The sequence below is a fragment of the Nocardioides sp. NPDC101246 genome (assembly GCF_044767415.1).
Lineage (GTDB): Bacteria > Actinomycetota > Actinomycetes > Propionibacteriales > Nocardioidaceae > Nocardioides.
Genome location: NZ_JBIWNX010000003.1, coordinates 394,266 through 419,514 on the forward strand (window position 1 = coordinate 394,266; position 25,249 = coordinate 419,514).

Below are 25,249 nucleotides of genomic sequence, written 5' to 3' on the forward strand. Positions count from 1 at the left end.
TCAATGAGCGGCGGGGATGTGATGGATCGAGATGCGCTTGCGGAAGATCCAGTACGTCCAGGCCTGGTAGGCCAGCACGAGCGGCGCGAACACGGCCGCGGTGATGGTCATCAGCTTCAGCGTGTAGGGCGTCGCCGCCGCGTTCGTCGTGGTCAGCGAGTTCGCGACGTCGGTGGACGAGGGCATCACGTCGGGGAAGAGCCCCACGAAGAGCCCCGCCACGGCCAGCCCGATCGCGAGGAAGGTGCCCGCGAAGGCGTACCCCTCGCGACCGACGTACGCGGCCGCCAGCCCACCCACGAGCGCGAGCGCCGCCACGACGAAGAGGACAGCGGTGCCGAGGTTGCCGGTCAGCACCTGGGTCCAGACCAGGAACACGACGGCCAGCACGGCCGCGACGACCCCGACCTTGAGCGCCAGCGCACGAGCCCGGCCGCGGATCTCGCCGTCGGTCTTGAGCGCGATGAACATCGCCCCGTGGGTCACGAAGAGCGACAAGGTCACCAGCCCACCCAACAGCCCGTAGGGGTTGAGCAGCGTCAGCACCGTCCCCGTGAACTCGAAGTCGGCGTCGATCGGCACCCCGCGCACGATATTGGCGAAGGCCACGCCCCACAGGAACGCCGGGACATAGGAGCCGAAGATCACCGCACGGTCCCACCAGCCGGCCCAGGTGACCGAGGGTCGCTGGTGGCGATACTCGAAGGCGACGCCACGCACGATCAGGGCGATCAGGATCACGAACAGCGGCAGGTAGAAGCCGGAGAACAGGGTGGCGTACCACTCCGGGAACGCCGCGAACGTTGCCGCGCCCGCTGTGATCAGCCAGACCTCGTTGCCGTCCCAGACCGGCCCGATCGTGTTGATCATGACGCGCCGCTCGCGGTCGTCGCGAGCCAGCACGGGGAGCAGCATCCCGACGCCGAAGTCGAAGCCCTCCAGGACGAAGTAGCCGATCCACATCACCGCGATGAGGCAGAACCAGACAGTCGTGAGTTCCATCAGTCGCTCCTCAGTACGCGAAGTTCATCGGCTCGTCGGCATCCGAGTCGGAGCCGCGCAGGGAGGGGTCGGGTGGCTCGACGAACGGGTCCGGACCCTTCTTCACATACTTGACGAGCAGCCCGACCTCGACGACCGCGAGCACGGCGTAGAGCAGCGTGAACCCGATCAAGGACATCCACACCTCCCACGGCTCGACGCCCGGCGAGACGCCGTTGGCGGTGGTCAGGACGCCGAAGACCACCCAGGGCTGACGCCCCATCTCGGTGAAGATCCAGCCCATCGAGTTGCCCAGCAGCACCATCACCGGCGCCGAGATCGCCAGCGCGGGCAGCACCCGTCCGACCAGCCCCGAAGGCGTACGTCCCCGGCGGGTCAGCCACAGGACCGCCAGCCCGACGAGACTGCCGACGACGCCGAGGCCCATCATCCAGCGGAAGGTCCAGTAGGTGACCGGGATGTTGGGGGTGTAGTCGCCGGGCGAGTAGTAGGTCGCGCCCGGGGTCGACCCGTACTTCTCGCGGTACTTCTCCTGCAGGTCGTAGATGCCCTCGACCTTGCCGTCGAAGGTGCCGGTGCCGAGGAAGGAGAGCACGCAGGGCACCTCGAGCGCCCACTTCTCGTGCTTCCCGTCGCGGGTGCCGATGGTGAGCACCGAGAACGGCGCGCACGAGTCGGAGGTCTCCCACAGCGCCTCCGCGGCCGCCATCTTCATCGGCTGCACCTCGGTCATGATCTTGCCCTGGATGTCACCCGAGACCGCCACACCGATGCCGGAGAAGACCATGATCCAGGCCGCCAGCACCATCCCGCGCCGGTACATCGGCCGCTCAGACCCGTCGCGTCCCGGGCGGCGCAGGTAGAGCCAGCCCAGGATGCCGAGCATGAAGGCGGCCGAGGTCAGGTACGCCGCGAGGATGACGTGCGGGAACGTGCCCAGCTGCACCTTGTTGAACATCACCGCCCAGAAGTCGGTGAGCTCGGCGCGGCCGGTGACCTCGTTGAACTTGTAGCCGACCGGGTGCTGCATCCAGGAGTTGGCCGCCAGGATGAACCACGACGACGCCAGGGTGCCAAGGTGCACGATCCACATGCACGCGTTGTGCAGCGCCCGCGGCAGCTTGTCCCAGCCGAAGATCCACAGGCCGAGGAAGGTCGACTCCAAGAAGAAGGCGAGCAGCGCCTCGATCGCCAGCGGAGCCCCGAAGACGTCCCCGACGAAGCGGGAGTAGTCCGACCAGGTCATCCCGAACTGGAACTCCTGCACGATCCCGGTGACCACACCGAGCGCGAAGTTGATCAGGAAGAGCTTCGCGAAGAACTTCGTCAGCCGAAGCCACTCAGGGTTCTTCGTACGCAGCCAGATCGTCTCCAGCACGGCGACGAGCATGGTGAGTCCCACCGTGAGCGGGACGAACAGGAAGTGGTAGACGGTCACGATGCCGAACTGCCACCTGGCTAACTCCAGGACGCTGTCCACGTCAGTCACTATGTCACTGCTGTCTCATGCACCTCAGCACCCCCTCCGACGGGGGTTCGTTTCTTGTGAGCCACCGCACCTCGGCCGGTAGCGGACACGAAGAAACCCGGCCGCCCTGGGCTCGAGGTCACGACCGCGGGGGGATGATCGCGACCTCGAGTCCGGGACGGCCGGGCTCTCTAGGTCTTCGTGTCACCAGGACCGCAAGCAGATGGGGGAGCTGTTGCGGCGACCTGGTGTCACTCAGTGGTGCACAGGCCTAGGTGAACCTCAGCCCGTGAGATCACTATCTCATCATCCGGGGCCAGACGTTGCGGTCTCGGGCGGACTGTTTACGTACTGTAAACAGGTAACCTGCGTATCAGTTGACCTAATACGCGGGCGATACAGCGCCTCCACAGAAAATCGGGTATGCATTTGGATGTACCTTGAGGTTGGGGGGTGAGCATGTCGGATCGCGAAGGTGTCCTCGCGCGGGTCGTCGACGAGGTCATCGACTACGTCGGTGCGGGCCTGAGCGTCCATCTGGTCGGACCCCGCGGATCCGGTCGCAGCGAGCTCTGCTCCCTGGTCGCCAACCGCCTCGAGGACGAGGGCCGGTCCGTGCTCCAGATCAGCGGCCACCGCGCCTGGCAGAACGAGCCGTTCGCCGCGCTGACCGCAGCCGGCATCGGCAGCGCGACCCCCACCGGCCCCCGCCGCACCGTCGGCGAGATGACCACGGCGCTGAGCAAACAACTCGGCAACGGCACTGTGCTGGTGGTCGATGACGCCGACGCGCTCGACACCTACTCGGTCGGCGCCCTGCGCAACATCCACCGCCAGCGACGACTCCTGGCCGTGACCAGCAGCCGCCATCAGCACCCCGTCGCCGAGAACACGCTGATGCTCGGCGTCGCCCCGTCGGTCCAGGTGCGCTCCCCCGCGCTCGAGGTCGACGAGGTGCACGAAGTGTGCCGGGAGATCCTCGGCGGCCCGGTGGAGGCTGGGTCCCTGGCCCGGATCGCGATGGCGACCGGCGGCCTACTCGGCCTGGTCCGGGCCATCGCCACGGTCGGGCCGCGGGCAGGGGTGCTGGAGCAGCTCGACGGGCTGTGGCGGCTGCCGCGGCGTACGGGCTGGGCTCCGGAGCTGGCCTCGGCCGTCGAGCCGCTCGTCGCCGGGCTCGACCAGGACGCCTGGGACGGCGCCACCGCGCTCGCGGTGACCGGGCCGGTGCCGCTGGACGAGGCGGAGAAGCTGCTCGAGCGCAACGTGCTCGACTCGCTCTTCGCCCACGGCCTGGCGCGACACAGCGAGGACGGCCCGGGCAGCGGGGTCGTGGGCCTCTACCCGCCGCTCATCGGCGACTACCTGATCACCGAGGGCTCGGCGTTCGGGCTGGTGATCGCCCGCAACCACCTCGCCGCCGAGCAACCGCTCCTCGACTACGCCACCCACCGGCCTCGAGGCGCCGACGCCGCCGTCCTCCACCAGCGCTCGCTGCGCCAGATGGCCGACGAGGTGACCCGCGCGCGCCGGTCCTGGACCGAGACGCCCTCGGCGGAGACGGCGCTGCCGCTGCTGGTCGCGCTCCGCAACACGGCCGCGCCCAGGGACCAGATCGAGGAGGTCGAGCGGCGCACGCAGCTGACCGACACCCAGGAGTCGGCCTGGATGCTGGCCTGGTTCGCCACCTGGAAGGCGGTCGAGCTGGGAGACCTGAACGCCGCCAAGGCGGTGCTCGACGACGGGCTGAAGCGGCTGCCCACCTTCGCCGCGACGCTCGAGGCCTCCCGCGCCCATCTGCAGTTCCAGACGGAGTACGTCCCCGAGGTACCCACGGTCGAGCCCGACCCGCGCGACACGGTCGGCCCGGAGATGCTCGGCGTCGTCGCCGCCGAGCGCCTCCTCGCCGCCGGGATGGTCGAGCAGGCGCGCAACCTGCTGGAGACCCAGCGCCCACAGAACCCGCAGCCCGCAGGGCTGCATGCCTTCCTCATCGGCCTCGCCGACATGCTCGGCGGCGACCTGGAGCGCGGCATCGACTTCGCCCGCGATCAGCTCGAGGCCGCCAACCAGAGCTCGAGCGCCATGCTCATCCAGGCGCACGCCTACCTCTGCGTACTCGGTCTGAGCATCGCTGGCCGACTGACCGAGGCGAGCCAGGCCGCGTTCCAGAGCCTCTCCTCCTCGAGCGTCGCCGCCTACCGCGACGTCGCCCACACCGGCATCCTGACCCTCGGCGCCGAGATCGCGATGGCGCAGGGCCGCCCGGAGTACGCCCGCAGCCTCGCCTCCCAGATCGGCGGCGCGAAGGTCGCCTTCGGTCCCTGGCCCGGGATGGTGGCCAGCATCATGGCGCCTGCCAGCGGCCGGATGCCGAGCCTCAAGGAGCTGTGCGAGCTCGTCGGCCAGCGACTCGACGCCGGCTACATCACCGGTGGCATCTTCCTCGCCGTGGAGGCGGTCGAGCGCGGCGCCAACGAGAACAAGCACATCACCCGGGCCGCCGGCCTCGCGGCCGGCACCGAGAGCCCGCTGCTGCAGGGCATGGGGGCGTACGCCGCGACCACCGCGGCCGGCGACATCGACGGCCTCCGCGAGGCGATCGTGAAGCTCGCCGATGCCGGCGCCCTCGTGTTCGTGACCAGGGCCGCGATCTCCCTGGCGATCCTGCAGCGTGAGGCCGGCGACCTGGCCGGCGCCGCCGAGACGCTCGACATCGCGTGGGAGCGCTCCGAGATCTCCGGCAGCCGAGCCGGAATGTTCCGTCGCGCGGCAACCCATATCGGGCTCTCCGGGCGGGAGAGCGAGGTGCTCCGGCTGCTGCCCGAGGGCCCCACCACCGCCTCGCTGGCCGCGGACCTCGAGATGAGCACCCGCACCGTGGAGACCCACCTGCACAACATCAGCCGCAAGACCGGGGTCTCCGGTCGCGAGGACCTCGCCCGGGTGGCCAACACCTGGCTACGACCGGCGCCGAACGGCGACTACTCAGCCGGCGACAGGCACTTCACCAGCGGCTCGTAGAGCTCCTTGCTGGCCTTCTGGTCCGCCTTCGAGAGATCCTCCGGGCTGATCGTGGAGACGTCCTCGGCCTCGACCAGAAGGCGTACCGCCTCGTCGGAGAGGTCCGACTCGTAGTAGGTCTTCGCCAGGCACGTGGCCTGCTTCTCGCTCACCTGGTCGCCGCTGCTCTGGGTGATCTGTCCCTCGATGTCGCCGATGCTCGGCCGATCGCTACCGCCGCTGCTCTCGCCGCCGCCACATGCGGTCAGGGAGAACACAGTGATCACAGAGGCCGCAGCAATCGTTGCAAGGCGCCCAGAAATTCCTCGGGCTCCACTTCGGCCGCAAGAAACGCCTCTGGCTCCGCTTCGGCGGTGGGGGTTCGCCATCATGACGACGAATCATGACGTACGCGGTCCCCCACCGCTACTCGGGCCTCAGGCGCTGGTCAGGAAGAAGAGCAGGTCCTGGCGGGTCAGGACACCGACGGGCTTGCCGTCCTCGTGCACCAGCAGCGCGTCGGAGGAGCCCAGGGTGTGGGCGGCGTCGTGCGCGTCGGCGCCGGAGCCGATCGAGGGCAGCGGCGGGGACATGTGCTCCTCGACGGAGTCGGTGAGCTTGGCCTTGCCGGTGAACAGGGCCTCCAGCAGGGTCCGCTCCGAGACCGAGCCCGCGACCTCGGCGGCCACGATCGGCGGCTCGGCGCGGACGACGGGCATCTGCGAGACGCCGTACTCCTGCAGGATGTGCACCGCCTCGGCGATCGTCTCGCCGGGGTGGGTGTGCACCAGGTCGGGCAGCCGGCCCGACTTGCCGCGCAGCACGTCGCCGACGGTCTGCTTGCCGACCTCACCGGTCGCGAAGCCGTACTGCGCCAGCCACTCGTCGTTGAACACCTTGGTCAGGTAACCGCGCCCGGAGTCGGGCAGCAGCACGACGATCACGGCGTTCTCGCCCTCCGGCGTGCCGGCCAGCTCCGCGGCGAGCTGCTTGGCGGCGTACGCAGCCATGCCGGCGCTGCCACCGACGAGCATCTGCTCCTCGCGGGCGAGCCTGCGGGTGTAGGCGAAGGAGTCGGCGTCGGAGACCTCGATGATCCGGTCGGCGACATCGCGGTCGTACGTCTCCGGCCAGAAGTCCTCACCGACACCCTCGACCAGGTAGGGCCGACCGCTGCCACCGGAGTAGACGCTCCCGGCGGGGTCGGCGCCGATCACCTGGACGTCCGGGTTCTGCTCCTTGAGGTAGCGGCCGATCCCGGAGATCGTGCCGCCGGTGCCGACACCGGCCACGAAGTGGGTGATCTTCCCCTCCGTCTGGCGCCAGATCTCGGGGCCGGTCTCCTCGTAGTGGGAGCGCGGGTTGTTGGGGTTGGCGTACTGGTTCGGCTTCCAGGCCCCGGGCTGCGAGGCGAGCCGGTCGGAGACGTTGTAGTAGGAGTCGGGGTGCTCCGGCGGCACGGCCGTGGGCGCGACGACGACCTCGGCGCCGTAGGCCTTGAGCACGTTGCGCTTGTCCTCGCTGACCTTGTCAGGGCAGACGAAGATGCACTTGTAACCCTTCTGCTGGGCGACCATCGCCAGGCCGACACCGGTGTTGCCGGAAGTGGGCTCGACGATCGTCCCGCCGGGCTTCAGCTCACCGGACGCCTCGGCCGCCTCGATCATCCGGGTGGCGATGCGGTCCTTCACCGAACCGCCCGGGTTGAGGTATTCCACCTTGGCCAGAACCAGCGGTCCAGCACCGGGCTTCGACGCCCCGGCGCCGTCCAGTGCACGCCCCAGCCGCACGAGCGGAGTGTTGCCGATAAGGTCGAGAAGCGAGTCCACGTACTCCATGCCGACAGCGTATGTCCACTAGGTGAGATCCCCTATATCCCGATACTGAGTGCCCGGTAGTGGGGCAAAGACTTTAGAGTGGTCCCCGTGGCGAAGAAGAGTCTGGCTCGCAAGACCGCGTACGCCGGCGGTGGAGTTCTGGCCGCGACGGCCGCGTTCGCCGGGGTCCTCGTCGCGGAAGCGGCGCTTGCCGTCCGGGCGACGCACCAGGTCAAGATGCCGGTGGCACCCTCCCCGACCGGGTGGTACGGAGCACGGCATCCGGGACGCCCCATCAGCATCGCGCTGCTCGGGGACTCGAGCGCCGCAGGCTATGGGATGACCGAGGTCGAGGACACGCCCGGCGCCGTCCTCGCCTCCGGGGTCTCCGAGAAGGCGCGCCGGCCGGTGCGTCTGCACGACCTCTCCGAGATCGGCGCCAAGTCGTCCGACCTGCACCCGCAGGTCGAGAAGGCGATCGCCGCCGACGCCGACATCGCGGTCATCCTGGTCGGCTCCAACGACGTGATCCGCCGGGTGCGCCCGCGGGTCGCGGTGAGCCACCTCGCCCAGGCCGTCATCCGGCTCCAGGAAGCAGGGGTGCCGGTCCTCGTCGGCACCGTTCCCGACCTCAGCACCGCCACTCCGATCCTGCCGCCGCTGCGGTCGATCATGCGGGCCTGGTCGATCCGCATCGCCGCCGGGCAGATCTTCCACGTCATCCGCGCCGGTGGCCACACCGTGTCGCTGGGTGACGTCCTCGGTCCGGCCTTCAAGGCCACCCCGGCGTTCTGGTTCGGCGCCGACCAGTTCCACCCCTCCGCCGCCGGCTACCACGCCCTCGGCGAGGTGCTGGTGCCGCCGACGCTCTCGGTGCTCGGCCTCGTCGGCGACGAGAACGCGATCCTGGAGACGTACAACGGCAAGCAGGTCATGCCGCTCGCGGCAGCCTCGCTCCGGGCCGTCATCCGGCCTGGAACCGAGATCGACCCCGCCCCGCGCCCCCGCGGCCGTGTCGGCCGCAACTGGGCTCGCGCCCGCTCCTTCGAGAACGAGCAGCGTGAGCCTCGCCGGGGCGAGCGCCCCGCCGAGACTCCCCCGGTGGCCGAGGCGCACCACGCTCGCTGACCCCCTCCCGCCGAGGTGTCACCTACGTCGGCCGAGACGTCACGTACGTCGGCCGAGTTGGCATCGGCGTGCCATCTCGACCGGCGTACGTGACGCCTCGGCAAATCTGAACCGCCCCGCACCAAAGAGGTGCGGGGCGGTTGTTGCTGGTCGATCAATCCTGCTGGAAGATCGCCAGCAGACGGAGCAGGTTGGTGTAGATCCACACCAGGCTGACGGTCAGGCCGAAGACCGCGCGCCACGACTCACGCTCAGGGAGCTGGGCGCGGACGCCCTGCTCGATCTGGTCGAAGTCGAGGATCAGCATGAACACACCGAGCGCGAGGCCGGCGATGGCGGTGATCATGCCGAGCGTGCCGAAGCCGAACAGGCCGAAGCTGGCACCGAACATGCCGAGCACGAGCTCCATCAGGCTCAGGCCCACCATGCCGAACATGGCGGCGATCACGAAGGTGCGGAACTTGCTGCCGACCTTGATGTTGAAGAACTTGTACGCAGCCAGGGTGCCCGCGAACGCGGCGAAGGTGCCGATCACGGCCTGGACGACGATGCCGCCGCCGAACACGGCGTCGAAGGTCTTGCTGAGCGCACCCAGGGCGATGCCCTCCGCGAGAGCGAAGGCCAGGACGAGCGCCGGGCTGACGATGCGCTTGAACGAGTTGACCAGCGACAGGATGAACGCCGCACCGGCACCGAGGGTCGCGGCCAGGTAGAGCGGCGCGAGGTTGGCGTCGGAGGTGATGTCGGGGGTCATGACCCACGTCGCGATGGCGGCCAGGAAGACCACGCCGAGCGTGATCGCGCCCTTCTGCACCACCGAGTCGATCGTCATGGGGGCGCCCGTGGTGGGAGCCGCGGGGCCGCCGGTCGACCACTGGCTCGGGTCCTGCCCGTAGCCGGCGTACGAAGCCCCGTTGCCACCGTAGGTCGCGTTGCCGTAGGCGTTCTGCGACGGCTGCCCGAAGCCCTCTGCCCTACGGAACACCGGGTTGTTGCTCTGCATCTGGGGGTCACTCCTCGAAAGCGACGTGAAAGGTTCCGCCACGGTGGCGGCTCCTGTGGCCAGCGTACCGGCCCTGTGTCTCACTCAACGTCCGGGACAACCCTGAGGTTCCATGGTCGGCCGTCCGCAGGTCGCAGCCAACGGCAGACGTTTTGGCGTGCCATACTGATTCGTATGCCGGGTCAAGCACGAGCATGGACGGCGAGCGATCTCGAACAGGCAGTTGCTGCATCCGTCTCCATCGCCCAAGTGCTCAGGCGACTCGGCCTACGGGTCGCCGGTGGCAACTACCCTGTAATCCGTAGGGCGATCGAGCAGGCGAACCTGGATACGTCCCATTTCAAAGGCCAGGCATGGAACAAGAACGTGCCTTTGGGCCCGAGGCGCCCGCTCGATGCGTACCTTTCAAACATGCATCCGATCAACTCCCACCGACTCAGGTTGCGCCTGATCGACGAGGGGGTTTTCGCTGCTACATGCAACCGGTGCGGTGGAACCGAATGGCTCGGCCAGCCGATCCCGTTGGAACTTGAACATCGAGACGGCAACTCCGCGAACAACAGTCTCGAGAACCTTGAGTTACTCTGTCCCAACTGTCACGCTCTGACCCCCACCTACCGCGGCAAGAACAAGAACCGCAAGCGGGCGTAGGCCAACGGCGAGCCGGGGACCTTAAAAGTCCTGTCGAACGTGTGGGTTCGAATCCCACCGCCCGCACCACCATCCGTCCGGCGCGCCGGCGCGACGCCTCGGCGTCACAGGTACGTCTGGCGCTGGTGGAGCGCGTGCGCGCCCGCGACGCGGTCGATGAAGAGCAGGCCGTTGGTGTGGTCGATCTCGTGCTGCAGGCAGCGGGCCTCGAAGGCGTCGGTGACGATCTCGACGGTCTCGCCGGTGACCGGGAGCTGGCCGCGTACCTTCAGCCGGGAGGCCCGCTTCACGTCACCGGTCAGATCGGGGACGGACATGCAGCCCTCGCGCGCCTTCTCGTTGCGGCTGGCCTCGACGACCTCCGCGTTGCACAGGACGTACGTCCCGTGGTGGGTCTTCGTCTTGACGTGGGTGGAGACGTCGACGCAGAAGACCCGTGCTGAGACGCCGACCTGGTCGGCGGCCAGACCGACGCAGCCGGGCGAGACCCGCATGGTGGCGATCAGGTCGGCGGCGAGCTGGACCGTCTCGGGGGCGGCGGGATCGACGTCCTTGCCCGGCACCGAGAGGACGTGCGCGGGGGCACGTACGACATCGAGGACCTTGCCCTCGACACCCAGCTCCGCCTCGGTCCAGGACGACACCCGCTCATTGACACCGCTCACAGGTCGTCGGCCTCGATCGGCCGCAGGGTGGCGTCGACGCCGAGCTCCAGGGTGACCCGCTTGATCGACGCCTCGAGCACTGCGACGTCAGCGTCCGCCGGCAGCTCGAGCTCGGCGACGACGACATAGAGGTCCCCGGAGAGACGGGTGGTCAGATCGGTGATGTTGCCGCCGACGGCGGCGATCTCGGCGGTCACCGTGGAGACGATGCCCGGGCGGTCACCGCCGTGGACGGAGAGTACGAAGAGCTGGCCGGCGCCGGCCGGCGCCTGCTCCTCGGGGAGCTCGTAGACGGTGACCGTCAAGGTGCCGTCGGCCGCGATCGGCCCGAGATCGGCCTGGATGGCCTCCGTGGTCGCCTCGCCCGCGCAGAGCAGCGTCATCGCGAAGTGACCGCGGAGCCGGGTCATCGTCGAGTCCTCGAGGTTGAGTCCGAGTCCGGCCAGACGGGCGGTGGTGTCGGCGATGATCCCCGGGTGGTCGTGTCCCAGGACGGTGATGGCGTGGATGGTCACCGATCCATTGTCACCCGCGGCCCGCCGATGGCGGACCGCGGGTGACTCAGATGGCCCCGCTATGACAGATCTGCTTCTTGGCGCAGCTCAGCCGCGGAACCACTTGTCCTTCTCCTCCTCGGAGGAGTCGACCGGCTCGGGAGCGAACTCGGGCGTGCCTTCCGAGGTGGGCTTGACCGCGGTGTCGCCACCGCCCAGGTCGTCGTAGGACGCCTGGTCGGGGTCGGCCGGCGGGGGCGGCGGGACCTCGGCGGCGTACGGGTCGGCCGGGGCGATCGGGTCGGTGAGCGGGTCACCGGTGACCCCGGCCTGCGGGGCGGACGGCACCGGCGGAGCCGGCGGGTAACCGCCGTACTCGCTGCTCGAGGACGAGCCCGTGGTCGACTCCGGAGCGGCGGGCTCCGAAGCGGCTTCTTGGGTGGACGCCGTGGTGGACTCCGACGTGGAGCCGTTGAGGTGCAGCTTCTCGGAGGCGACCCCGGCCGCGGCCGAGACCTTCTCCTTGGCCTGCTCCGCGTAGGGACCGGCCTTCTCCTTCACCGTGGCGGCGTAGGGACCGGCCTTGGCCTTGGCGGCCTCGGCATAGGGAGCAGCCTTCTCCTTGATGGGCGCCGCCTTCTCCGAGGCGGTCGCGAGGGCCGACTGGACGCGCGGGTCATGGGTGACCTTGTTCGCGCCGGCCTTCAGCTGCTCAGACTTGTTCTTGACCAGCACGCCGACACCAGCGGCAGCGATGGCAAGCAGGATGAGCTTTTTCACTTCTTGACCTTCCGAGAGACAGCATTTGGTTCGGTTTGATGGGATACGCCGGTGAACCAAACCTAGGCGTCAAACACAAGATCAAGTCCCCCGACATGCCTAGTCTCTAACGGACCAGGCGATTCCGTCGAGGATGTCGGACTCGGAGACCAGCAGAGACTCGACATGCGAGCGCCTCAGGATCCGGCTGAGGATCACCCCACCGGCCGCGATCACGTCGGCCCGGCCCGGATGCATCCAGGGCAGCGCCAGCCGCTCGTCGACGGTCATCGCCAGCAGGCGGTCGACGAGCCGGTAGACGTCGTCGGGGGCGACCTCGGCGTGGTCGGTGGCGGTGCGGTCGTACTCAGCCAGCTCGAGCAGCCCCATGGCCAGCTGGATCATGGTGCCGCCGACGGCGACCACTGTGTTGGCGGTGGCCGGATCGACGGGGCAGTCATCGAGGTGGGCGTCGATGTCGCGTACGCAGGCCTCGATCTCCTCCCGCGTGGGCGGGTCGGAGCGCAGGTGGCGCTCGTGGAGGCGCACCGACCCGATGTCCATGCTGTCGGCCTCGCCGACGCTCGGCGTAGGTCCGTCGCCGAGGATCAGCTCGGTCGACCCGCCGCCGATGTCGATGACCAGCACCGGCGGCTCGTGCGTGCCGCGGAGGTTGCGGACCGCGCCGCCGAAGGAGAGCGCCGCCTCCTCCGCCCCGGTCACGACCTCCGGGGTGACCCCGAGCCGAGCGCGTACGCCGTCGATGAAGGTCGCCGCGTTGGCAGCGTCCCGGGTGGCCGAGGTGGCCACGAAGCGGACCTTCTCGACACCGTGCTCGCGGATCAGCGCCGCGTATTCGTCGATGGCCCCGAAGGCGCGCTGCAGGGCCTCCTCCGCGAACAGGCCGGTGCGGTCGACACCCTGGCCGAGGCGGACCATGCGGGCATCGCGTACGTCCTCGTTCAGGCCCTCAGGAGTGACCGTCGCGATCAGGAGCTTGATGGTGTTGGTGCCACAGTCGATGGCAGCAACCCGCCGGGTCACTGTTCCTCATCCTCCAGCTCGAGGTCCACGCAGGGGCCGGACTTCCACCACTCACCGAGGCGCTCGAGCACCTCGTCGCCGAGCGGGTTGACGCCGGGGCCCTGAGCGAGCGCCTGGCCGGCGAGGACGTGCAGGCACTTGACCCGGTTCGGCATCCCACCTGCGGAGATGCCGTGGATCTCGGGCGGGTCGCCGAGCTCGTAGCGTGCCTCGAGATAGGCCTCGTGGGCCTTGGCGTAGGCGGCGGCGAGCTCCTCGTCGGTGGCCAGCCGCGCCTCCATGTCCTTCATCACGTGGGTGCCCTCGAGGGTGCCGATCTTCGAGGCGGCACGCGGGCAGGTGAGGTAGAAGGTCGTCGGGAACGGGGTGCCGTTGGGCAGCCGCGGCTCGGTGGTCACCACATCGGGCAGCGAGCACGGGCAGCGGTGCCCGACCTCGTGGATCCCCCGTGGCTCGCGTCCCAGCTGTGCCGTGATCGCGGACACGTCCTTGGGATCGATCGCCATGTCTTCAGTCTTTCTTCTGCTGTTCTTCTCGACCGGGCGGGTCGATCTCCGACTCCGGCCCGTTTCCTGTCTGCTCCGGCGGGTCACCGGCCAACAGCACGGAACCCCACGCATCGTCCCACCAAGCCTTCGGCTGCTCCGCACTGCCCACCTTGCCGGGGTCGGTGAGCTCCGGCTCGGTCTGGATGCGCTCGCCGTTCTCGTCGAGGGCGACGTACGCCGTCTCCCCCGGCATCACGAACCCGAACCGCTCCCGGGCCTGCTGCTGGACGTAGGCGGGGTCATCCCAGCGACGGGTCTGCTCCTCGAGCTGCTTGATGTGTTCCTTGCGCTCGGCGATCTCGGTCTGGAGGGCGTTGATGTCGTGGCGCTGCTGCAGGTAGGCGCGCAGCGAGGAGGCGTAGGAGATCACCATCACGGCGGCCACGACGATGATCATCATCGCCCGGCCGGTGAGCTTGGGCCGGCGCAGCCGCTTGCGTAGCGCATCGATGCCGCCGATGCCACCGATCGCCGCCGGGCGGGCCGGGATGGGGGCACGCGGCCGTCGCCCCGGCCCCTGCGGGGCCCGAGGACCGCGTACGCGCTTGCTCTGACCGGGTCCCTGCGTTGCCACGTCGCTCATCCTCCCATCCGAGACCAGCGAGTCGGCGCATCCTGACCTCGAACCTCGCCGAGTCGGCGCGTCATGACGCGCCGACTCGGCGGGAAATCGTGTCAGGATGCGCCGACTCGGCGCTGGATCAGGCCTGGTAGCGCGGGAAGGCGGAGGCGCCGGCGTAGCGGGCGGCCTCGCCGAGCTCGTCCTCGATGCGGAGGAGCTGGTTGTACTTCGCGACGCGCTCGGAGCGGGCCGGGGCGCCGGTCTTGATCTGGCCGGAGCCGACGGCGACGGCGAGGTCGGCGATGGTGGTGTCCTCGGTCTCGCCGGAGCGGTGGGACATCATCGTCTTGAAGCCGGCGCGGTGGGCCATGTCGACGGCGTCGAGGGTCTCGGTGAGCGTGCCGATCTGGTTGACCTTGACCAGCAGCGCGTTGCCCTGACCGCCCTCGATGCCGCGGGCGAGGCGCTCGACGTTGGTGACGAACAGGTCGTCGCCGACGAGCTGGGTCTTGTCGCCGATGGCGTCGGTGATCGCCTTCCAGCCGTCCCAGTCCTCCTCGTCGAGGGGGTCCTCGATGGAGACGATCGGGTAGGCCGCGACGAGCTCGGCGTAGTAGGCGGTCATCTCCTCGGCGGTCTTCTTGGCGCCCTCGAAGAGGTAGGCACCTGCCCCAGAATCCGACGCAGCGTAGAACTCGGAGGCAGCCACGTCCAGCGCCAGCACGACATCCTTGCCGAGCTCGTAACCGGCTTTGCCGATCGCCTCGGCGATCAGGTCGAGAGCGGCGCGGTTGGACTCGAGGTTGGGCGCGAAGCCACCCTCGTCGCCGAGGCCGGTGGCCAGGCCCTTCTCCTTCAGCACGGACTTGAGGGCGTGGTAGACCTCGGCGCCGGTGCGCAGCGCCTCGGCGAAGGTCGGGGCGCCGATCGGCGCGATCATGAACTCCTGGATGTCCACGTTGGAGTCCGCGTGGGAGCCACCGTTGAGGATGTTGAGCATCGGGACCGGGAGCACGTGGGCGTTGGGACCACCCACGTAGCGGAACAGCGAGAGGCCCGCCGAGTCGGCGGCGGCCTTCGCGACCGCCAGCGAGACGCCGAGGATCGCGTTGGCGCCGGCCTTGGCCTTGTTGGGGGTCGCGTCGGCCTCGATCATCGCCTGGTCGATGGCGCGCTGGTCGTCGGCGTCGAAGCCTTCGATCGCGGGCGCGAGGGTCTCCACGACGGCGGTGACGGCGTTCTGCACGCCCTTGCCGCCGTAGCGCTCACCGCCGTCACGCAGCTCGACGGCCTCGAAGGCCCCGGTAGAGGCGCCACTGGGAACCTGGGCGCGGGCGAAGGTGCCGTCGTCGAGGACGACCTCAACTTCGACAGTCGGGTTGCCTCGCGAATCGAGGATCTCGCGGGCGCCTACGGCGTCGATCGATGCCACTGAACTACTCCTGGGTCTCAGGGACGGGGTGTCGTCCGTCAGCCTATTACTCGGCCGGATGGGCCTGGCGATTGGAACGTTAACCGGACAGTAGGGGTGCGGACGGGGTTGCCCACCTGCTGTTCACCCGGGAGTCGGCCGGCCGCAACGTACGTGACGCCTCGGCGCGGAATGCCGCCGAGATCGTTCGTCCCGGTAATGATTTTCCGAGAGGAACCCCGACATGCAACTCCTGCACAACCGATTCACGCTGGCCGGCATCGGCGTCCTGGCCATCGGGGGCCTGGGCGTCTCGATGGTGACCGTCCTCGGCGGCACCGCCGCCGCCGGCCCTGACCGGCACGGCGAGTTCAGCCGGCTCGCGACCTACCCGGTCTTCCAGAACGTACCTGCCGGGGTGGACCCGGCCGACCCCACCGTCGCCGAGATCTCATCGGTCTCCGAGGACGGGAAGACGCTGGCCTACACCGACGCGCTCGGCGGCCGGATCGGCTTCCTGGACATCACCAAGCCCTCGGCGCCGAAGGGGCTCGGCAGCCACGACGTCTCCGGCGGCAAGGGCGGGTCGCCGACGTCGGTCTCGATCGTGGGCGACTACGCGCTCGTCGTCGTCGACGAGTCGACCTACCCGGGTCTCGAGGACACCGAGTGGGAGGACGAGGAGCCGGCCGTCGGCACCCGCGACGGGCGGATCGACGTGATCTCGCTGGCCGCCCCGCACGACGAGGTCGCCTCGTACGACCTGGGCGGGCAGCCCGACTCGATCGCGGTCAGCCCCGACGGGACGTACGCCGCGATCGCGATGGAGAACCAGCGCAACGAGGCCGTCACGCCTGCCGGTGGCGAGGAGGGCGACCTGCCCCAGGCGCCGGCCGGATCGGTCACGATCGTCGGCCTCGACGGCGGGCCGACCGAGTGGTCGATCACCGACGTGGCGCTGCCCGCCTCGTTGCTCGACGGGTTGGACACGCCGGAGGATGCGGAGCCGGAGTACGTCGACATCAACGCCGACAACCAGCTCGCGCTCACGCTGCAGGAGAACAACGGCGTCGCGATCATCGACCTTCCGTCCGCGACCGTCGAGACGGTGTGGAGCGCCGGGAACGCGGTCGTCTCCGGGGTGGACACGAGCAAGAACGGGCTCTTCGACCCGGTCGACACCATCGACGTGCCCCGCGAGCCCGACGCAATCCAATGGGTCGGCCGCGGTCTCGTGGCGACCGCCAACGAGGGCGACTGGAAGGGCGGCAGCCGCGGCTGGACCGTCTTCCGCGCCGCGACCGGCAAGGTCGTCTGGGACGCCGGGTCCTCCTTCGAGGACCTCGCCACGAAGTACGGCCTGCACAACGACGACCGCGCCGCCAAGAAGGGCGCGGAGCCCGAGGGGCTCGCCTTCGAGACGTTCGGCGGCGTCCCGTACGCCTTCGTGGGCTCCGAGCGCAGCAACTTCGTGGCCGTCTACGACATGCGTACGCCCTCGTCCCCGAAGTTCAAGCAGGTGCTGCCGGCGACCAACGGGCCGGAGGGGCTGCTGCCGATCCCGTCGCGCAACCTGCTGGCGATCTCCTCGGAGGAGGACTCGGCCGAGGACCTGGTCCGGGCGTCGGTCTCGCTCTACGGGTTCGGGCGGAAGGCCTCCTCGTTCCCGACCGTCGAGTCGGCCTCGACGAAGGGCAAGCCGATCGGCTGGGGTGCGCTGGGTGCGCTCTCGAAGGCGCCCGGCGAGCCCGGCAAGCTCTACGCGGCCAGCGACGCGGCGTACGCGACCGGCCGGATCTACACCCTGTCGATCGCTTCGGGCTCCGCTTCAGCAGGTGACGTCCGCCGCTCCCCGGCCGTGATCCGCAACGTGCTCGAGGTCACCGACTCCTCCGGGGCGGTTGCCGACGGGCTGGACATCGAGGGCCTGGCAGCTCGCCGCGGCGGTGGCTTCTGGGTCGCGAACGAAGGCGCCACCGGCGCCGGGAACGCGCTGCTCCGCCTCGACCGCGACGGCCGGATCGCCGAGACGGTGCCGCTGCCCACGGAGATCGCCGAGAAGGTCGGCAAGTGGGGCCTCGAGGGCGTCACCGTGACCGGTGAGCGCCGCTCTGAGAAGGTGTACGTCGCGCTCCAGCGCCCGCTGTGGGCCGACTCGACCGCGAAGCAGCCCGGTGTGGACGGCGCGAGCACCGCTCGGATCGGTCGCTACACCCCGGCGACGGGCGAGTGGGAGTGGTTCGGCTACGGCCTGGAGACGTCTGCCGTGAAGGGTGACTGGCTCGGGCTCTCCGAGATCACCGCCGTCGACGAGGACACTCTCGCCGTCATCGAGCGCGACAAGCAGAACGGCACCACCGCCGCGATCAAGCGGGTCTACACGGTCGACGTCCCCCGTCACGGCACCACCGGGCTCGGTCCGGTGACCCCGCTGCGCAAGCGCTTGGCGTACGACCTGCTGCCTGCGCTGCGGGACACCAACGGATGGACCCAGGAGAAGCTCGAGGGGTTCACCATCGGCGCCGACGGGCACGCCTACGCGGTCACCGACAACGACGGCCTCGCGGACGCCACCGGGGAGACGGTCTTCCTCGACCTCGGTCGGGCAGCCAAGCGCTGAGGATCACCATCAGCTCGGCCCGCCACCGTCTGGGTGGCGGGCCGAGCTGATTTCACGGACCGGTTCAGTCCTCGGAGCAGCGGTCGACCGGAAGATGCGTGCCCGCCCACTCGGTGAGCGCACCGAGGGTCGGCGCGAGCGCGGCACCGGATCCGGTGAGCGCGTAGCGGACAGCCACCGGCGGGCCGGGGTCGACCTCGCGGGCGAGCAGGCCCAGACCGGCCAGCTCGCTGAGCCGCTCGGAGAGCATCGAGTCGCTGATGCCCGCCACCGCCCGCTTGAGCTCCGCGAAGCCGAGCGGGCCCTGGGTCAAGCTGCCGAGGATCACGCCGTTCCAGCGCTTGCCGAGGAAGTCGAAGGCCCGCACGAGCGCTGCATTGCACACCTGCGGATCGTGGGCGGGCTTCGTCGCGGGCATGCCTCCCAGCGTACAGGAGTTGCCTGAATCCTGAGGAACTACTATTTTCGAAGTAACCGGAATATCCCTAGTAGCCACGGAGTTCAGAGCGACATGACCGAGACCACTGCCCTTGAGACCACCACCCTCGAGAAGTTGGACGACCGCGGCCGCCAGATCGTCTTCACCGGTGCCCGGACGTCCAACACCTTCGCCGAGACGCCTGTCACCGACGATGAGCTCGCCGACGTCTGGGAGCTCACCCGCTGGACCCCGACGATGGCCAACACCCAGCCGTTGCGGGTCGTGTTCGTGCGCACGGGCGAGGGCAAGGAGCGCCTCCTCCCGCACATCGCCGAGGGCAACCTCGAGAAGACCAAGGCCGCCCCGGCGACCGCGATCGTCGCCTACGACAACAACTGGCACGAGGAGATCCCGAACGTCTTCCCGATCCGCCCGGAGATGAAGGACTACTTCGAGGGCGACGAGACCGCCCGCCATGGTGCCGGCGGCTGGTCCGCGGGCCTGCAGGCCGGTGCCTTCATCCTCGCCGTCCGCGCGGCCGGCCTGGCCGCCGGCCCGATCGCGGGCTACGACACCGCGGGCGTCGACAAGGAGTTCTTCCCCGACGGTGACTGGACCGCCAAGATGATCGTCAACATCGGTCACCCGGGCGAGAACCCGTGGTTCGACCGGCTCCCCCGAGTCGAGACCGAGGCCGCCGTCAAGTGGGCCTGACCCACTGAGCCACGCGTACGAAGCGCTCGCCTGCCGACGAGACAGGCGAGCGCTTCTGCCTTCCGTGATCACGTGGCGGCCATCACGGGCGAAATGATTCAGAGAATACAGTTAGCCAAGCTAAACTTTGTCTCGATGCCCACGACCCACGCCAGCCCCCGCCTCACCTTCGCGATCGTCGCCATCGGCGTCTGCTCCTACTCGCTGCTGCAGTCGGTCTCCGTGCCGACGATGCCGCTGATCCAGACCGAGCTGGAGACCGACCAGGCGACCGCGTCCTGGATCCTGACCGCGTTCCTGCTCTCGGCCTCGGTCGCGACCCCGATCATCGGCAGGATGGGCGACTCCTTCGGCAAGCGCCGGATGTACGTGTGGAGCCTGGCCGCCCTCACCGCCGGCGCCCTCCTCGCCGCCGCGGCCCCCAGCATCGAGGTCATGATCGGCGCCCGGGTCCTGCAGGGGCTGGGCGGGGGCACCTTGCCGCTGGCCTTCGCGATCCTGCGTGACGAGCTGCCCAAGGAGCGCGTCGCCGGTGCGATCGCGGTGACCTCGTCGCTGCTCTCGATGGGCTTCGCGGCCGGGATCGTGCTGGCAGGCCCGGTCGCCGCGACGCTCGGGTTCCGGGCGCTGTTCCTGCTGCCCGCGCTGGTCGCGGCCGGCGCCGCGATCGCCGCGCTGCGGATGGTGCCCGAGTCCCCGGTGCTCACCCGTGAGCGGATCCCCCTGCTCCCCGCCCTACTCCTCGCCGGCTGGCTGGTCGCACTCCTCCTCGGCGTCAGCCGGGCACCGTCATGGGGCTGGACCTCACCCGCCACCATCGGTCTGCTCGGTGCCGCCGTCGTGCTCCTGGCCACCTGGATCCGGGTCGAGTGGACCGCGCGGCAGCCGCTGGTCGACCTGCGTCTGATGGGCCGCCGCGGCGTATGGACCGCCAATCTGGTCGCCCTGCTGATCGGCATCGCAATGTATGCGTCCTTCGGCTTCATCCCGCAGCTCACCCAGACCCCGACGTCGGCCGGCTACGGGTTCGGCGCATCGGTCACCGTCGCCGGCTACCTGATGCTCCCCACGGCCATCACCTCGTTCCTGTGCGGTCTGGTCAGTGCCCGGCTCGCCGAGCTCATCGGGATGCGCCGCATCCTGGTCATCGGCGGACTGCTCACCGCGGTCTCCCTGGCCATGGTCGCCTTCGTCCACGACGAGCCGTGGCAGATGTGCGTCGCCGCGGGGCTCTCCGGCTTCGGCACCGGCCTGGTCTTCGCCAACCTCGCCAACGCCGTCGTGGCCGCGGTGCCGCCGGAGCACACCGGCGTGGCCACCGGGATGAACGCCAACATCCGCACCGTCGGCGGCACCATCGGAACCGCGGTCATGACCTCCCTGGTCACCGCCCACACCCTGCCGTCGGGCTACCCCACCGAGCACGGGTACGTCACCGGCTTCGGCTTCCTCACCATCGTCGCTCTGGGTGCAGCCCTCGCGGCCATGCTCATCCCCTCGGCTCCGCGAAAGGTCACCCCCGCCGGCCGAGAAGTCACCTACGCGAGCCGAGGCGTCGCTCCCGTCGGCCGAGACGGCACCGAGATGCCGTGTCGACCGACGTAAGTGACGTCTCGGCCGACGCAACTGCCGTCTCGGCCGACGCAACCGCCATCTCGGCCGACGCAACCGCCATCTCGGCCGACGCAACCGCCATCTCGGCCGACGTAACTGCCGTCTCGGCCGACGCAACTGCCGACTCGGCCGACGCAACTGCCGACTCGGCCGACGTAAGTGCCAACTCGGCCGACGTAAGTGACGTCTCGGCCGACGTGGGTGCCTATTCGGCGGGGTGGGGGCGTTCGGCGGCCTTGGCGGCCGACCAGAGCTGCTCGACCTCGTCGAGGGTGTAGCGGTGGCCGGTGCGTACCGCCTCGTCGGCCTCGGGGCCGAAGACGTGCGGGTTGCGGCGCTTCATCTTGGCGGTGAGGCCGGCGATGACGTCGTCCATGGTGAACTCGCCGGCCTCCTCCGCGATGGCGGCGTGGAAGTAGACCTGGAGCAGCAGGTCGCCGAGCTCCTCCTTGAGGTGCTCGGGGTCGGCCTCGTCGATGGCCTCGAGCACCTCGTCGGACTCCTCGCGCAGATACTGCGCCAACGACGCGTGGGTCTGCGACGACTTCCACACGCAGCGCTCACGCATCAGCCGCATCAGGTCGAGGAACTCGACGAGCCCCTCCCCCGATGCGTACGTCCTGCCCTCGTCGTCGGCTGGGCTCAATCCAGGGCCCCGAACGCGCTCAGGCACTGCCGCAGCAGTGCGCCCCGACCGCCCTCCATGTCGCCGACGACGGCGTCGGAGGCGGCCTCGGTCGGGGTCATCCAGGACAGCTCCAGGGCGTCCTGACGCGGCTCGCACTCGCCGGTCACGGGGATGACGTAGACCAGCGAGACCGCGTGCTGGCGCGGGTCCTGGTAGCGCTCGCCGGGCCACGGGAAGTATTCGGCGACCGTCACCGGGACCGTGGTCAGCGGCAGGGTCGGGAAGGCGACCGGGCCGAGGTCCTTCTCCAGGTTGCGCATCAGCGCGTCGCGGATCCGCTCACCGTGCAGCACACGGCCGGAGACCAGCGACCGGGTGATCGTCCCGGTCGTGGGCGAGCCGCGCAGCAGCAGCCCGACCTCGGTGACCCGGCCGTCAGGGTCGACCCGCACCGGGACCGCCTCCACGTAGAGGATGGGCACGCGCCCGCGGGTCTCGCCCAGCTCCTCCTCGGAGAGCCACCCGGGCTCGGTGTCCCACTCGTTGCCGAAGGGCTCCTCAGGGAAGGACTGCTCGCCGAAAGCCTCCATCGTCATGCGTCGATCCTGCCAGACACGGGCGTACGTCATGGAGCAACGGCACCGCAGTGTGGACTCTCACCGACGCAGGAGTAGGAAGCTGTCGGCCTTGAACGCCTTCTCGACCATCCACCAGGAGAAGCTGTCGTAGTAAGGACGGGCCTCGTCGCGGCCGAGGATCCGCGGCTGGGTGGCGGCGTGGTCGCGGCCCTTCCAGGTGATCGTGCACTCCCCGGCCGCCAGCACGTTGCGGACCCAGTTGGTGCCGGCACCCCATGGGAGCGTGATCACGAACTCGTCCTCGGTGTGCAGCAGTGCGACCGGAAGGCTCAGGTCGCGTCCGGTCTTGCGGCCGCGGTGGTGCACCACGGCCCAGAGCGGGAACAGGCGGCGTCCGGCCATGGTCCGCATCATCGGCGCCGTCGCCTTCGCCATCCGCCAGGAGTCGTTGCTGGGAGTGATCGTCGTCGTCATGTTCCCCACTGTGCCGTGGGTCGCGGGGCCGTCGCTTCCCGGACAGTGGGCAGTCGATGTGACGGGTTCCCGTCAGTCAGTCGGCGCCGTTGCGGATCGCCCAGGCGGTGGCCTCGGCGCGGCTGCGTACGCCGAGCTTGCGGTAGAGGTTCGCGGCGTGTCGCTCGACGGTGTGCTCGGTGATGCCGAGGTCTCGGGCGACCGAGGCATTGGTACGTCCCGTGGCGATCAGCCGCAGCACGTCGTGCTCGCGCGTGGTCAGCGCCGTCGCCGGGGCCGGCGCGGACCCGCGGTGCACCTCACCGGTCAGGAACCAGCGGCTCGCCATCGCGAGATCCTGGGCACCGCCCTCGACGAAGAGCGTCGGCGTACTTCCCTCGAGCTCGACCAGCGTTCCGTTCCGGAGGCCGTCGGCCAGGCGCCGGGAAACCTCGACCGGGATCTGGCTCGCCGCCTGCCGGTGCAGCACCAGCGTCGGCGCCACCACCTGGTCGAGCAGGTCGCTGACGTCCATCCGGGCGGCCTCCGCGAACCAGTCGCGGGCAACCGCGGGGGTCGCGGCGGTGCGGAACGCCTCGGCGACCCGACCGGCGTTCTCCCCCGACCCCCACCCCAGCCAGGCGGTCGCGGCGGCATCGGCGAAGAGGTCCCAGTCCTGCTCGACCAGCGACAGCAGCGCCTGGGTCTGCGCCGGGCTCATCGCCTCGCGCATCCGCGCCGCACCGCCGAACAGGAGCATCCGGGCGACGCGGTGCGGGTTGGCCGCTGCGTACGCCACCGCGGTCGTGACCGCGTGGTAGTAGCCGAGCAGGTTGACCCGGTCGGCGCCGACCGCCTCGATGACGGCCTCCAGGTCGCGGACGTGCGCGTCGAGGCCGAGGTCGCCGGCCCGGCGGTCGGAGGAGCCGGTGCCGCGGCCGTCGTAGAGGACGAGCGTCAGATCCTGGCTCAGCCGCTCGTAGGCCATCCGCAGCGCCGGCACCCGCCACTGCGCCCGGATGTTGCTGAGCGAGGGCATCCAGATCGTCACCGGCCCGCTCCCGGTGACCTGATAGGCGATCGCGATGTCGTCGCTGGTCTGCGCGTAGCGCACCTCTGGCTCGCCGGTCACAGGCTCATTCTTGCGCGTGGGTGGTCCCAGTAGCGTCGTTGCCATGAACCGAGTCCTCCTCGTCGGGCTGGCGCCCGAGGCCGTCGACCTCTCCGACGCACCGATCGACCTGGCCACGCTGAAGGAGCGGATCGCGGTCGGCAACGCGCAGGTCGCCGACGCCGGCTACGACGCGCTCTCCTGCGAGATCGGCACGGACGTCGACGAAGCGGTGGCGCAGGTGCGCGAGGCGCTCGGGCAGCAGGCCTGGGACATCGTCATGATCGGAGGCGGCGTCCGGGCGATGCCGGCCCACACCGAGCTCTTCGAGGCCCTCGTCAACCTGGTCCACGAGCTCGCCCCAGGGACCCGGTTCGCCTTCAACGCCGGGCCCGACACCACCCTGGCGGCGCTGCGGCGCGCGGCCGACGGTCGGCGCTGACCCGGCCTCAGGTCGCGAGCCGCTCCACCGCGGCGTCGTAGAGCGTCCGGGCCGCCTCGGCGGCAGCGTCGGCAGCAGCGATGGTCACCGGCTTGCCGAGGTAGTTGTTGGCGTTGCGGTCCAGGCGCATCACGTCGTAGTGCGCGGCCGCGTCTCGCGGCGGCGGGGTGTCGAAGATGGCGGCCAGGAACCTGCCGACCTTCACATGGCCACCGGCGCCGTACGTCGTCTTGTAGCCGTAGCCCGCGAGCACCGCCTCGCCGACGTCGTGGGCGGCCTTGTAGGCGAGGTTGTAGCGGTTCTCGGTCCGGGTGACGTTGGGTACGTCGGCGAGGGCCGCCTCCGCGCCGGCGAGGAAGGCCCGGGCCTTCTTCTCGTCGGGCCTCACGGCGCGCAGTGCGCCGGAGCGTACGAGTGCGTCAACCGTCTTCTGCTGTGCCGGTGTCAGCGGCAGGGCCATCCGGTCCTCCTCCGTAGATCTCGATCACCGGGCTGGCCCGGACCTCCTCGAGGAACCCGGTCTGCTCCTCGGCCTCCTCCGGGCTCAGGATGGTCGGGTTGACGATCCGCCCGACGCTGTCGGAGACCTCCCGGCAGACCCGGTAGACCGCCCGTGCGTCGGGCCGGCCGATCACCATCAGGTCGATGTCGTTCGGCGGCGGCCCGGGCTCGCCCTTCGCTCTGGCCGCGAACGAGCCGAAGAGGAACGCCCGCTCGATCCCGTCGATGTCCTCGAGGGCCTCCCGGAGCAGCACCGCCGGTCCCGTCACCGTCAGCAGGATCTCCCGCGTCGGCGCGAGCAGCGGGCTCTGCTCGTTTCCCCTGATGAGCCGGGTCCGGCCCACCCGACGGTCGACGAGCAGACCCGCCTCGAGCAGCCGCGCGACCTCGCGATGGACCGTCGGATAGGGCAGCCCGGCCCGCTCGGCGAGGTCGGTCATGCTCATCTCCTCGGCCGGGAGCAACAGCTCCGAGAGCAGCAGCGCCTGCGCCTCCGACCGGAACAGAGGCGCGAGCACCGGAGCCTGGGTTCTCACAAAATGGATAATAACCTCCATTTTGTGGATATGTAACCCGGTGGCCGCGCAGACTTCTCATGAACTGACGAGCACC

General features: G+C 69.7%; 26 protein-coding genes and 1 tRNA gene. 8 read left to right on the forward strand and 19 right to left on the reverse strand.

The features are described 5' to 3' along the window. Both cydB and ACIRON_RS07425 read right to left on the reverse strand, forming a co-directional pair. Entirely contained in the window at positions 1–1,002 is a 1,002-nt protein-coding gene (gene cydB, locus ACIRON_RS07420) for a cytochrome d ubiquinol oxidase subunit II (RefSeq protein WP_402990968.1), read from the reverse strand. Between the two features lie 10 nt (positions 1,003–1,012). Then, positions 1,013–2,482, reverse strand: coding sequence for a cytochrome ubiquinol oxidase subunit I (locus tag ACIRON_RS07425; RefSeq protein WP_402990971.1), 1,470 nt, complete (start codon positions 2,480–2,482; stop codon positions 1,013–1,015). A 447-nt stretch (positions 2,483–2,929) separates the two neighbouring features. Here ACIRON_RS07425 and ACIRON_RS07430 point away from each other — a divergent pair, with 447 nt between their 5' ends. Next, positions 2,930–5,494 carry a LuxR C-terminal-related transcriptional regulator gene (locus tag ACIRON_RS07430; protein WP_402990974.1) on the forward strand — a complete coding sequence of 855 codons (2,565 nt, stop codon included), beginning with the start codon at positions 2,930–2,932 and terminating at the stop codon, positions 5,492–5,494. Here the strand turns inward: ACIRON_RS07430 and ACIRON_RS07435 are convergent. Then, complete coding sequence (locus tag ACIRON_RS07435) at positions 5,455–5,760, reverse strand: hypothetical protein (RefSeq protein ID WP_402990977.1); 306 nt, start codon at positions 5,758–5,760, stop codon at positions 5,455–5,457. The genes ACIRON_RS07430 and ACIRON_RS07435 overlap by 40 nt on opposite strands. 150 nt (positions 5,761–5,910) lie before the next feature. Beyond that, positions 5,911–7,311 carry a cystathionine beta-synthase gene (locus ACIRON_RS07440; RefSeq protein WP_402990980.1) on the reverse strand — a complete coding sequence of 467 codons (1,401 nt, stop codon included), beginning with the start codon at positions 7,309–7,311 and terminating at the stop codon, positions 5,911–5,913. Positions 7,312–7,398: 87 nt separating this feature from the next. Here ACIRON_RS07440 and ACIRON_RS07445 point away from each other — a divergent pair, with 87 nt between their 5' ends. After that, a complete protein-coding gene (locus ACIRON_RS07445) occupies positions 7,399–8,418 on the forward strand; it encodes an SGNH/GDSL hydrolase family protein (protein ID WP_402990983.1) in 1,020 nt (339 codons plus the stop codon). A 154-nt stretch (positions 8,419–8,572) separates the two neighbouring features. Here ACIRON_RS07445 and ACIRON_RS07450 read toward each other — a convergent pair whose 3' ends face one another. Beyond that, a complete protein-coding gene (locus tag ACIRON_RS07450) occupies positions 8,573–9,421 on the reverse strand; it encodes a Bax inhibitor-1/YccA family protein (RefSeq protein WP_402990986.1) in 849 nt (282 codons plus the stop codon). A 174-nt stretch (positions 9,422–9,595) separates the two neighbouring features. Here ACIRON_RS07450 and ACIRON_RS07455 point away from each other — a divergent pair, with 174 nt between their 5' ends. Continuing rightward, positions 9,596–10,072 (forward strand): HNH endonuclease signature motif containing protein, encoded by a 477-nt coding sequence (locus ACIRON_RS07455; protein WP_402990989.1) that lies wholly within the window; start codon positions 9,596–9,598, stop codon positions 10,070–10,072. Next, positions 10,063–10,141: transfer RNA gene (locus ACIRON_RS07460), tRNA-Leu, on the forward strand. The genes ACIRON_RS07455 and ACIRON_RS07460 overlap by 10 nt, the downstream gene beginning before the upstream one ends. Before the next feature lie 35 nt (positions 10,142–10,176). On the opposite strand, the gene def is transcribed toward ACIRON_RS07460, so the two are convergent. The 7 genes from def to eno all read right to left on the reverse strand — a co-directional run bounded on the left by def (position 10,177) and on the right by eno (position 15,576). Continuing rightward, on the reverse strand, positions 10,177–10,737 hold the full coding sequence (gene def, locus ACIRON_RS07465; RefSeq protein ID WP_402990992.1) for a peptide deformylase: 561 nt from the start codon (positions 10,735–10,737) through the stop codon (positions 10,177–10,179). Continuing rightward, positions 10,734–11,252 carry a glycine cleavage system protein R gene (locus tag ACIRON_RS07470; RefSeq protein WP_402990995.1) on the reverse strand — a complete coding sequence of 173 codons (519 nt, stop codon included), beginning with the start codon at positions 11,250–11,252 and terminating at the stop codon, positions 10,734–10,736. The genes def and ACIRON_RS07470 overlap by 4 nt, the downstream gene beginning before the upstream one ends. Positions 11,253–11,339: 87 nt before the next feature. Then, positions 11,340–12,011: a hypothetical protein gene (locus ACIRON_RS07475; RefSeq protein WP_402990998.1), complete on the reverse strand. Its 672-nt coding sequence runs from the start codon at positions 12,009–12,011 to the stop codon at positions 11,340–11,342. Between the two features lie 99 nt (positions 12,012–12,110). Further along, positions 12,111–13,034 (reverse strand): exopolyphosphatase, encoded by a 924-nt coding sequence (locus ACIRON_RS07480; protein WP_402991001.1) that lies wholly within the window; start codon positions 13,032–13,034, stop codon positions 12,111–12,113. Further along, on the reverse strand, positions 13,031–13,540 hold the full coding sequence (locus ACIRON_RS07485; RefSeq protein ID WP_402991004.1) for a DUF501 domain-containing protein: 510 nt from the start codon (positions 13,538–13,540) through the stop codon (positions 13,031–13,033). Before ACIRON_RS07485 ends, ACIRON_RS07480 begins: the two co-directional genes overlap by 4 nt. Before the next feature lie 4 nt (positions 13,541–13,544). Continuing rightward, positions 13,545–14,156 carry a septum formation initiator family protein gene (locus ACIRON_RS07490; RefSeq protein WP_402991007.1) on the reverse strand — a complete coding sequence of 204 codons (612 nt, stop codon included), beginning with the start codon at positions 14,154–14,156 and terminating at the stop codon, positions 13,545–13,547. A gap of 127 nt (positions 14,157–14,283) precedes the next feature. Then, positions 14,284–15,576, reverse strand: coding sequence for a phosphopyruvate hydratase (gene eno, locus ACIRON_RS07495; RefSeq protein WP_402991010.1), 1,293 nt, complete (start codon positions 15,574–15,576; stop codon positions 14,284–14,286). A gap of 223 nt (positions 15,577–15,799) precedes the next feature. Between eno and ACIRON_RS07500 the strand changes: the two genes are divergently transcribed. Continuing rightward, positions 15,800–18,175 carry an esterase-like activity of phytase family protein gene (locus ACIRON_RS07500; RefSeq protein ID WP_402991013.1) on the forward strand — a complete coding sequence of 792 codons (2,376 nt, stop codon included), beginning with the start codon at positions 15,800–15,802 and terminating at the stop codon, positions 18,173–18,175. Between the two features lie 64 nt (positions 18,176–18,239). Here ACIRON_RS07500 and ACIRON_RS07505 read toward each other — a convergent pair whose 3' ends face one another. Beyond that, positions 18,240–18,593 carry a winged helix-turn-helix transcriptional regulator gene (locus ACIRON_RS07505; RefSeq protein ID WP_402991016.1) on the reverse strand — a complete coding sequence of 118 codons (354 nt, stop codon included), beginning with the start codon at positions 18,591–18,593 and terminating at the stop codon, positions 18,240–18,242. Between the two features lie 93 nt (positions 18,594–18,686). Between ACIRON_RS07505 and ACIRON_RS07510 the strand changes: the two genes are divergently transcribed. Both ACIRON_RS07510 and ACIRON_RS07515 read left to right on the forward strand, forming a co-directional pair. After that, positions 18,687–19,310 (forward strand): malonic semialdehyde reductase, encoded by a 624-nt coding sequence (locus tag ACIRON_RS07510; RefSeq protein WP_402991018.1) that lies wholly within the window; start codon positions 18,687–18,689, stop codon positions 19,308–19,310. Positions 19,311–19,445: 135 nt separating this feature from the next. Then, positions 19,446–20,915, forward strand: coding sequence for an MFS transporter (locus tag ACIRON_RS07515; RefSeq protein WP_402991021.1), 1,470 nt, complete (start codon positions 19,446–19,448; stop codon positions 20,913–20,915). 214 nt (positions 20,916–21,129) lie between these two features. On the opposite strand, the gene ACIRON_RS07520 is transcribed toward ACIRON_RS07515, so the two are convergent. The 4 genes from ACIRON_RS07520 to ACIRON_RS07535 form a co-directional block, all read right to left on the reverse strand. After that, positions 21,130–21,570 (reverse strand): MazG nucleotide pyrophosphohydrolase domain-containing protein, encoded by a 441-nt coding sequence (locus tag ACIRON_RS07520; protein ID WP_402991023.1) that lies wholly within the window; start codon positions 21,568–21,570, stop codon positions 21,130–21,132. Further along, positions 21,567–22,148, reverse strand: a complete 582-nt coding sequence (locus tag ACIRON_RS07525) for an NUDIX hydrolase family protein (RefSeq protein WP_400461023.1) — start codon at positions 22,146–22,148, stop codon at positions 21,567–21,569. Before ACIRON_RS07525 ends, ACIRON_RS07520 begins: the two co-directional genes overlap by 4 nt. A 60-nt stretch (positions 22,149–22,208) precedes the next feature. Continuing rightward, complete coding sequence (locus ACIRON_RS07530) at positions 22,209–22,604, reverse strand: hypothetical protein (protein ID WP_402991026.1); 396 nt, start codon at positions 22,602–22,604, stop codon at positions 22,209–22,211. Between the two features lie 76 nt (positions 22,605–22,680). Next, complete coding sequence (locus tag ACIRON_RS07535; RefSeq protein WP_402991029.1) at positions 22,681–23,715, reverse strand: alpha/beta fold hydrolase; 1,035 nt, start codon at positions 23,713–23,715, stop codon at positions 22,681–22,683. Between the two features lie 43 nt (positions 23,716–23,758). Here ACIRON_RS07535 and ACIRON_RS07540 point away from each other — a divergent pair, with 43 nt between their 5' ends. Continuing rightward, positions 23,759–24,136, forward strand: a complete 378-nt coding sequence (locus ACIRON_RS07540; protein WP_402991032.1) for a hypothetical protein — start codon at positions 23,759–23,761, stop codon at positions 24,134–24,136. Between the two features lie 7 nt (positions 24,137–24,143). On the opposite strand, the gene ACIRON_RS07545 is transcribed toward ACIRON_RS07540, so the two are convergent. Together ACIRON_RS07545 and ACIRON_RS07550 are read right to left on the reverse strand one after the other, a co-directional pair. Next, positions 24,144–24,596, reverse strand: coding sequence for a hypothetical protein (locus ACIRON_RS07545; protein ID WP_402991035.1), 453 nt, complete (start codon positions 24,594–24,596; stop codon positions 24,144–24,146). Further along, complete coding sequence (locus tag ACIRON_RS07550) at positions 24,556–25,173, reverse strand: MarR family transcriptional regulator (protein ID WP_402991038.1); 618 nt, start codon at positions 25,171–25,173, stop codon at positions 24,556–24,558. The genes ACIRON_RS07545 and ACIRON_RS07550 overlap by 41 nt, the downstream gene beginning before the upstream one ends. Positions 25,174–25,249 lie beyond the last annotated feature (76 nt).

Excerpts from the sequence above, each read along its gene's own strand:
- cydB (WP_402990968.1), bottom strand. The coding sequence starts at position 1,002 with ATGGAACTCACGACTGTCTGGTTCTGCCTCATCGCGGTGATGTGGATC.
- ACIRON_RS07485 (WP_402991004.1), bottom strand. The coding sequence starts at position 13,540 with ATGGCGATCGATCCCAAGGACGTGTCCGCGATCACGGCACAGCTGGGA.
- ACIRON_RS07505 (WP_402991016.1), bottom strand. The coding sequence starts at position 18,593 with ATGCCCGCGACGAAGCCCGCCCACGATCCGCAGGTGTGCAATGCAGCG.
- ACIRON_RS07455 (WP_402990989.1), top strand. The coding sequence starts at position 9,596 with ATGCCGGGTCAAGCACGAGCATGGACGGCGAGCGATCTCGAACAGGCA.
- ACIRON_RS07540 (WP_402991032.1), top strand. The coding sequence starts at position 23,759 with ATGAACCGAGTCCTCCTCGTCGGGCTGGCGCCCGAGGCCGTCGACCTC.
- ACIRON_RS07430 (WP_402990974.1), top strand. The coding sequence starts at position 2,930 with ATGTCGGATCGCGAAGGTGTCCTCGCGCGGGTCGTCGACGAGGTCATC.
- ACIRON_RS07510 (WP_402991018.1), top strand. The coding sequence starts at position 18,687 with ATGACCGAGACCACTGCCCTTGAGACCACCACCCTCGAGAAGTTGGAC.
- ACIRON_RS07450 (WP_402990986.1), bottom strand. The coding sequence starts at position 9,421 with ATGCAGAGCAACAACCCGGTGTTCCGTAGGGCAGAGGGCTTCGGGCAG.
- ACIRON_RS07545 (WP_402991035.1), bottom strand. The coding sequence starts at position 24,596 with ATGGCCCTGCCGCTGACACCGGCACAGCAGAAGACGGTTGACGCACTC.
- ACIRON_RS07500 (WP_402991013.1), top strand. The coding sequence starts at position 15,800 with ATGCAACTCCTGCACAACCGATTCACGCTGGCCGGCATCGGCGTCCTG.
- ACIRON_RS07525 (WP_400461023.1), bottom strand. The coding sequence starts at position 22,148 with ATGACGATGGAGGCTTTCGGCGAGCAGTCCTTCCCTGAGGAGCCCTTC.
- ACIRON_RS07440 (WP_402990980.1), bottom strand. The coding sequence starts at position 7,311 with ATGGAGTACGTGGACTCGCTTCTCGACCTTATCGGCAACACTCCGCTC.
- ACIRON_RS07515 (WP_402991021.1), top strand. The coding sequence starts at position 19,446 with ATGCCCACGACCCACGCCAGCCCCCGCCTCACCTTCGCGATCGTCGCC.
- ACIRON_RS07530 (WP_402991026.1), bottom strand. The coding sequence starts at position 22,604 with ATGACGACGACGATCACTCCCAGCAACGACTCCTGGCGGATGGCGAAG.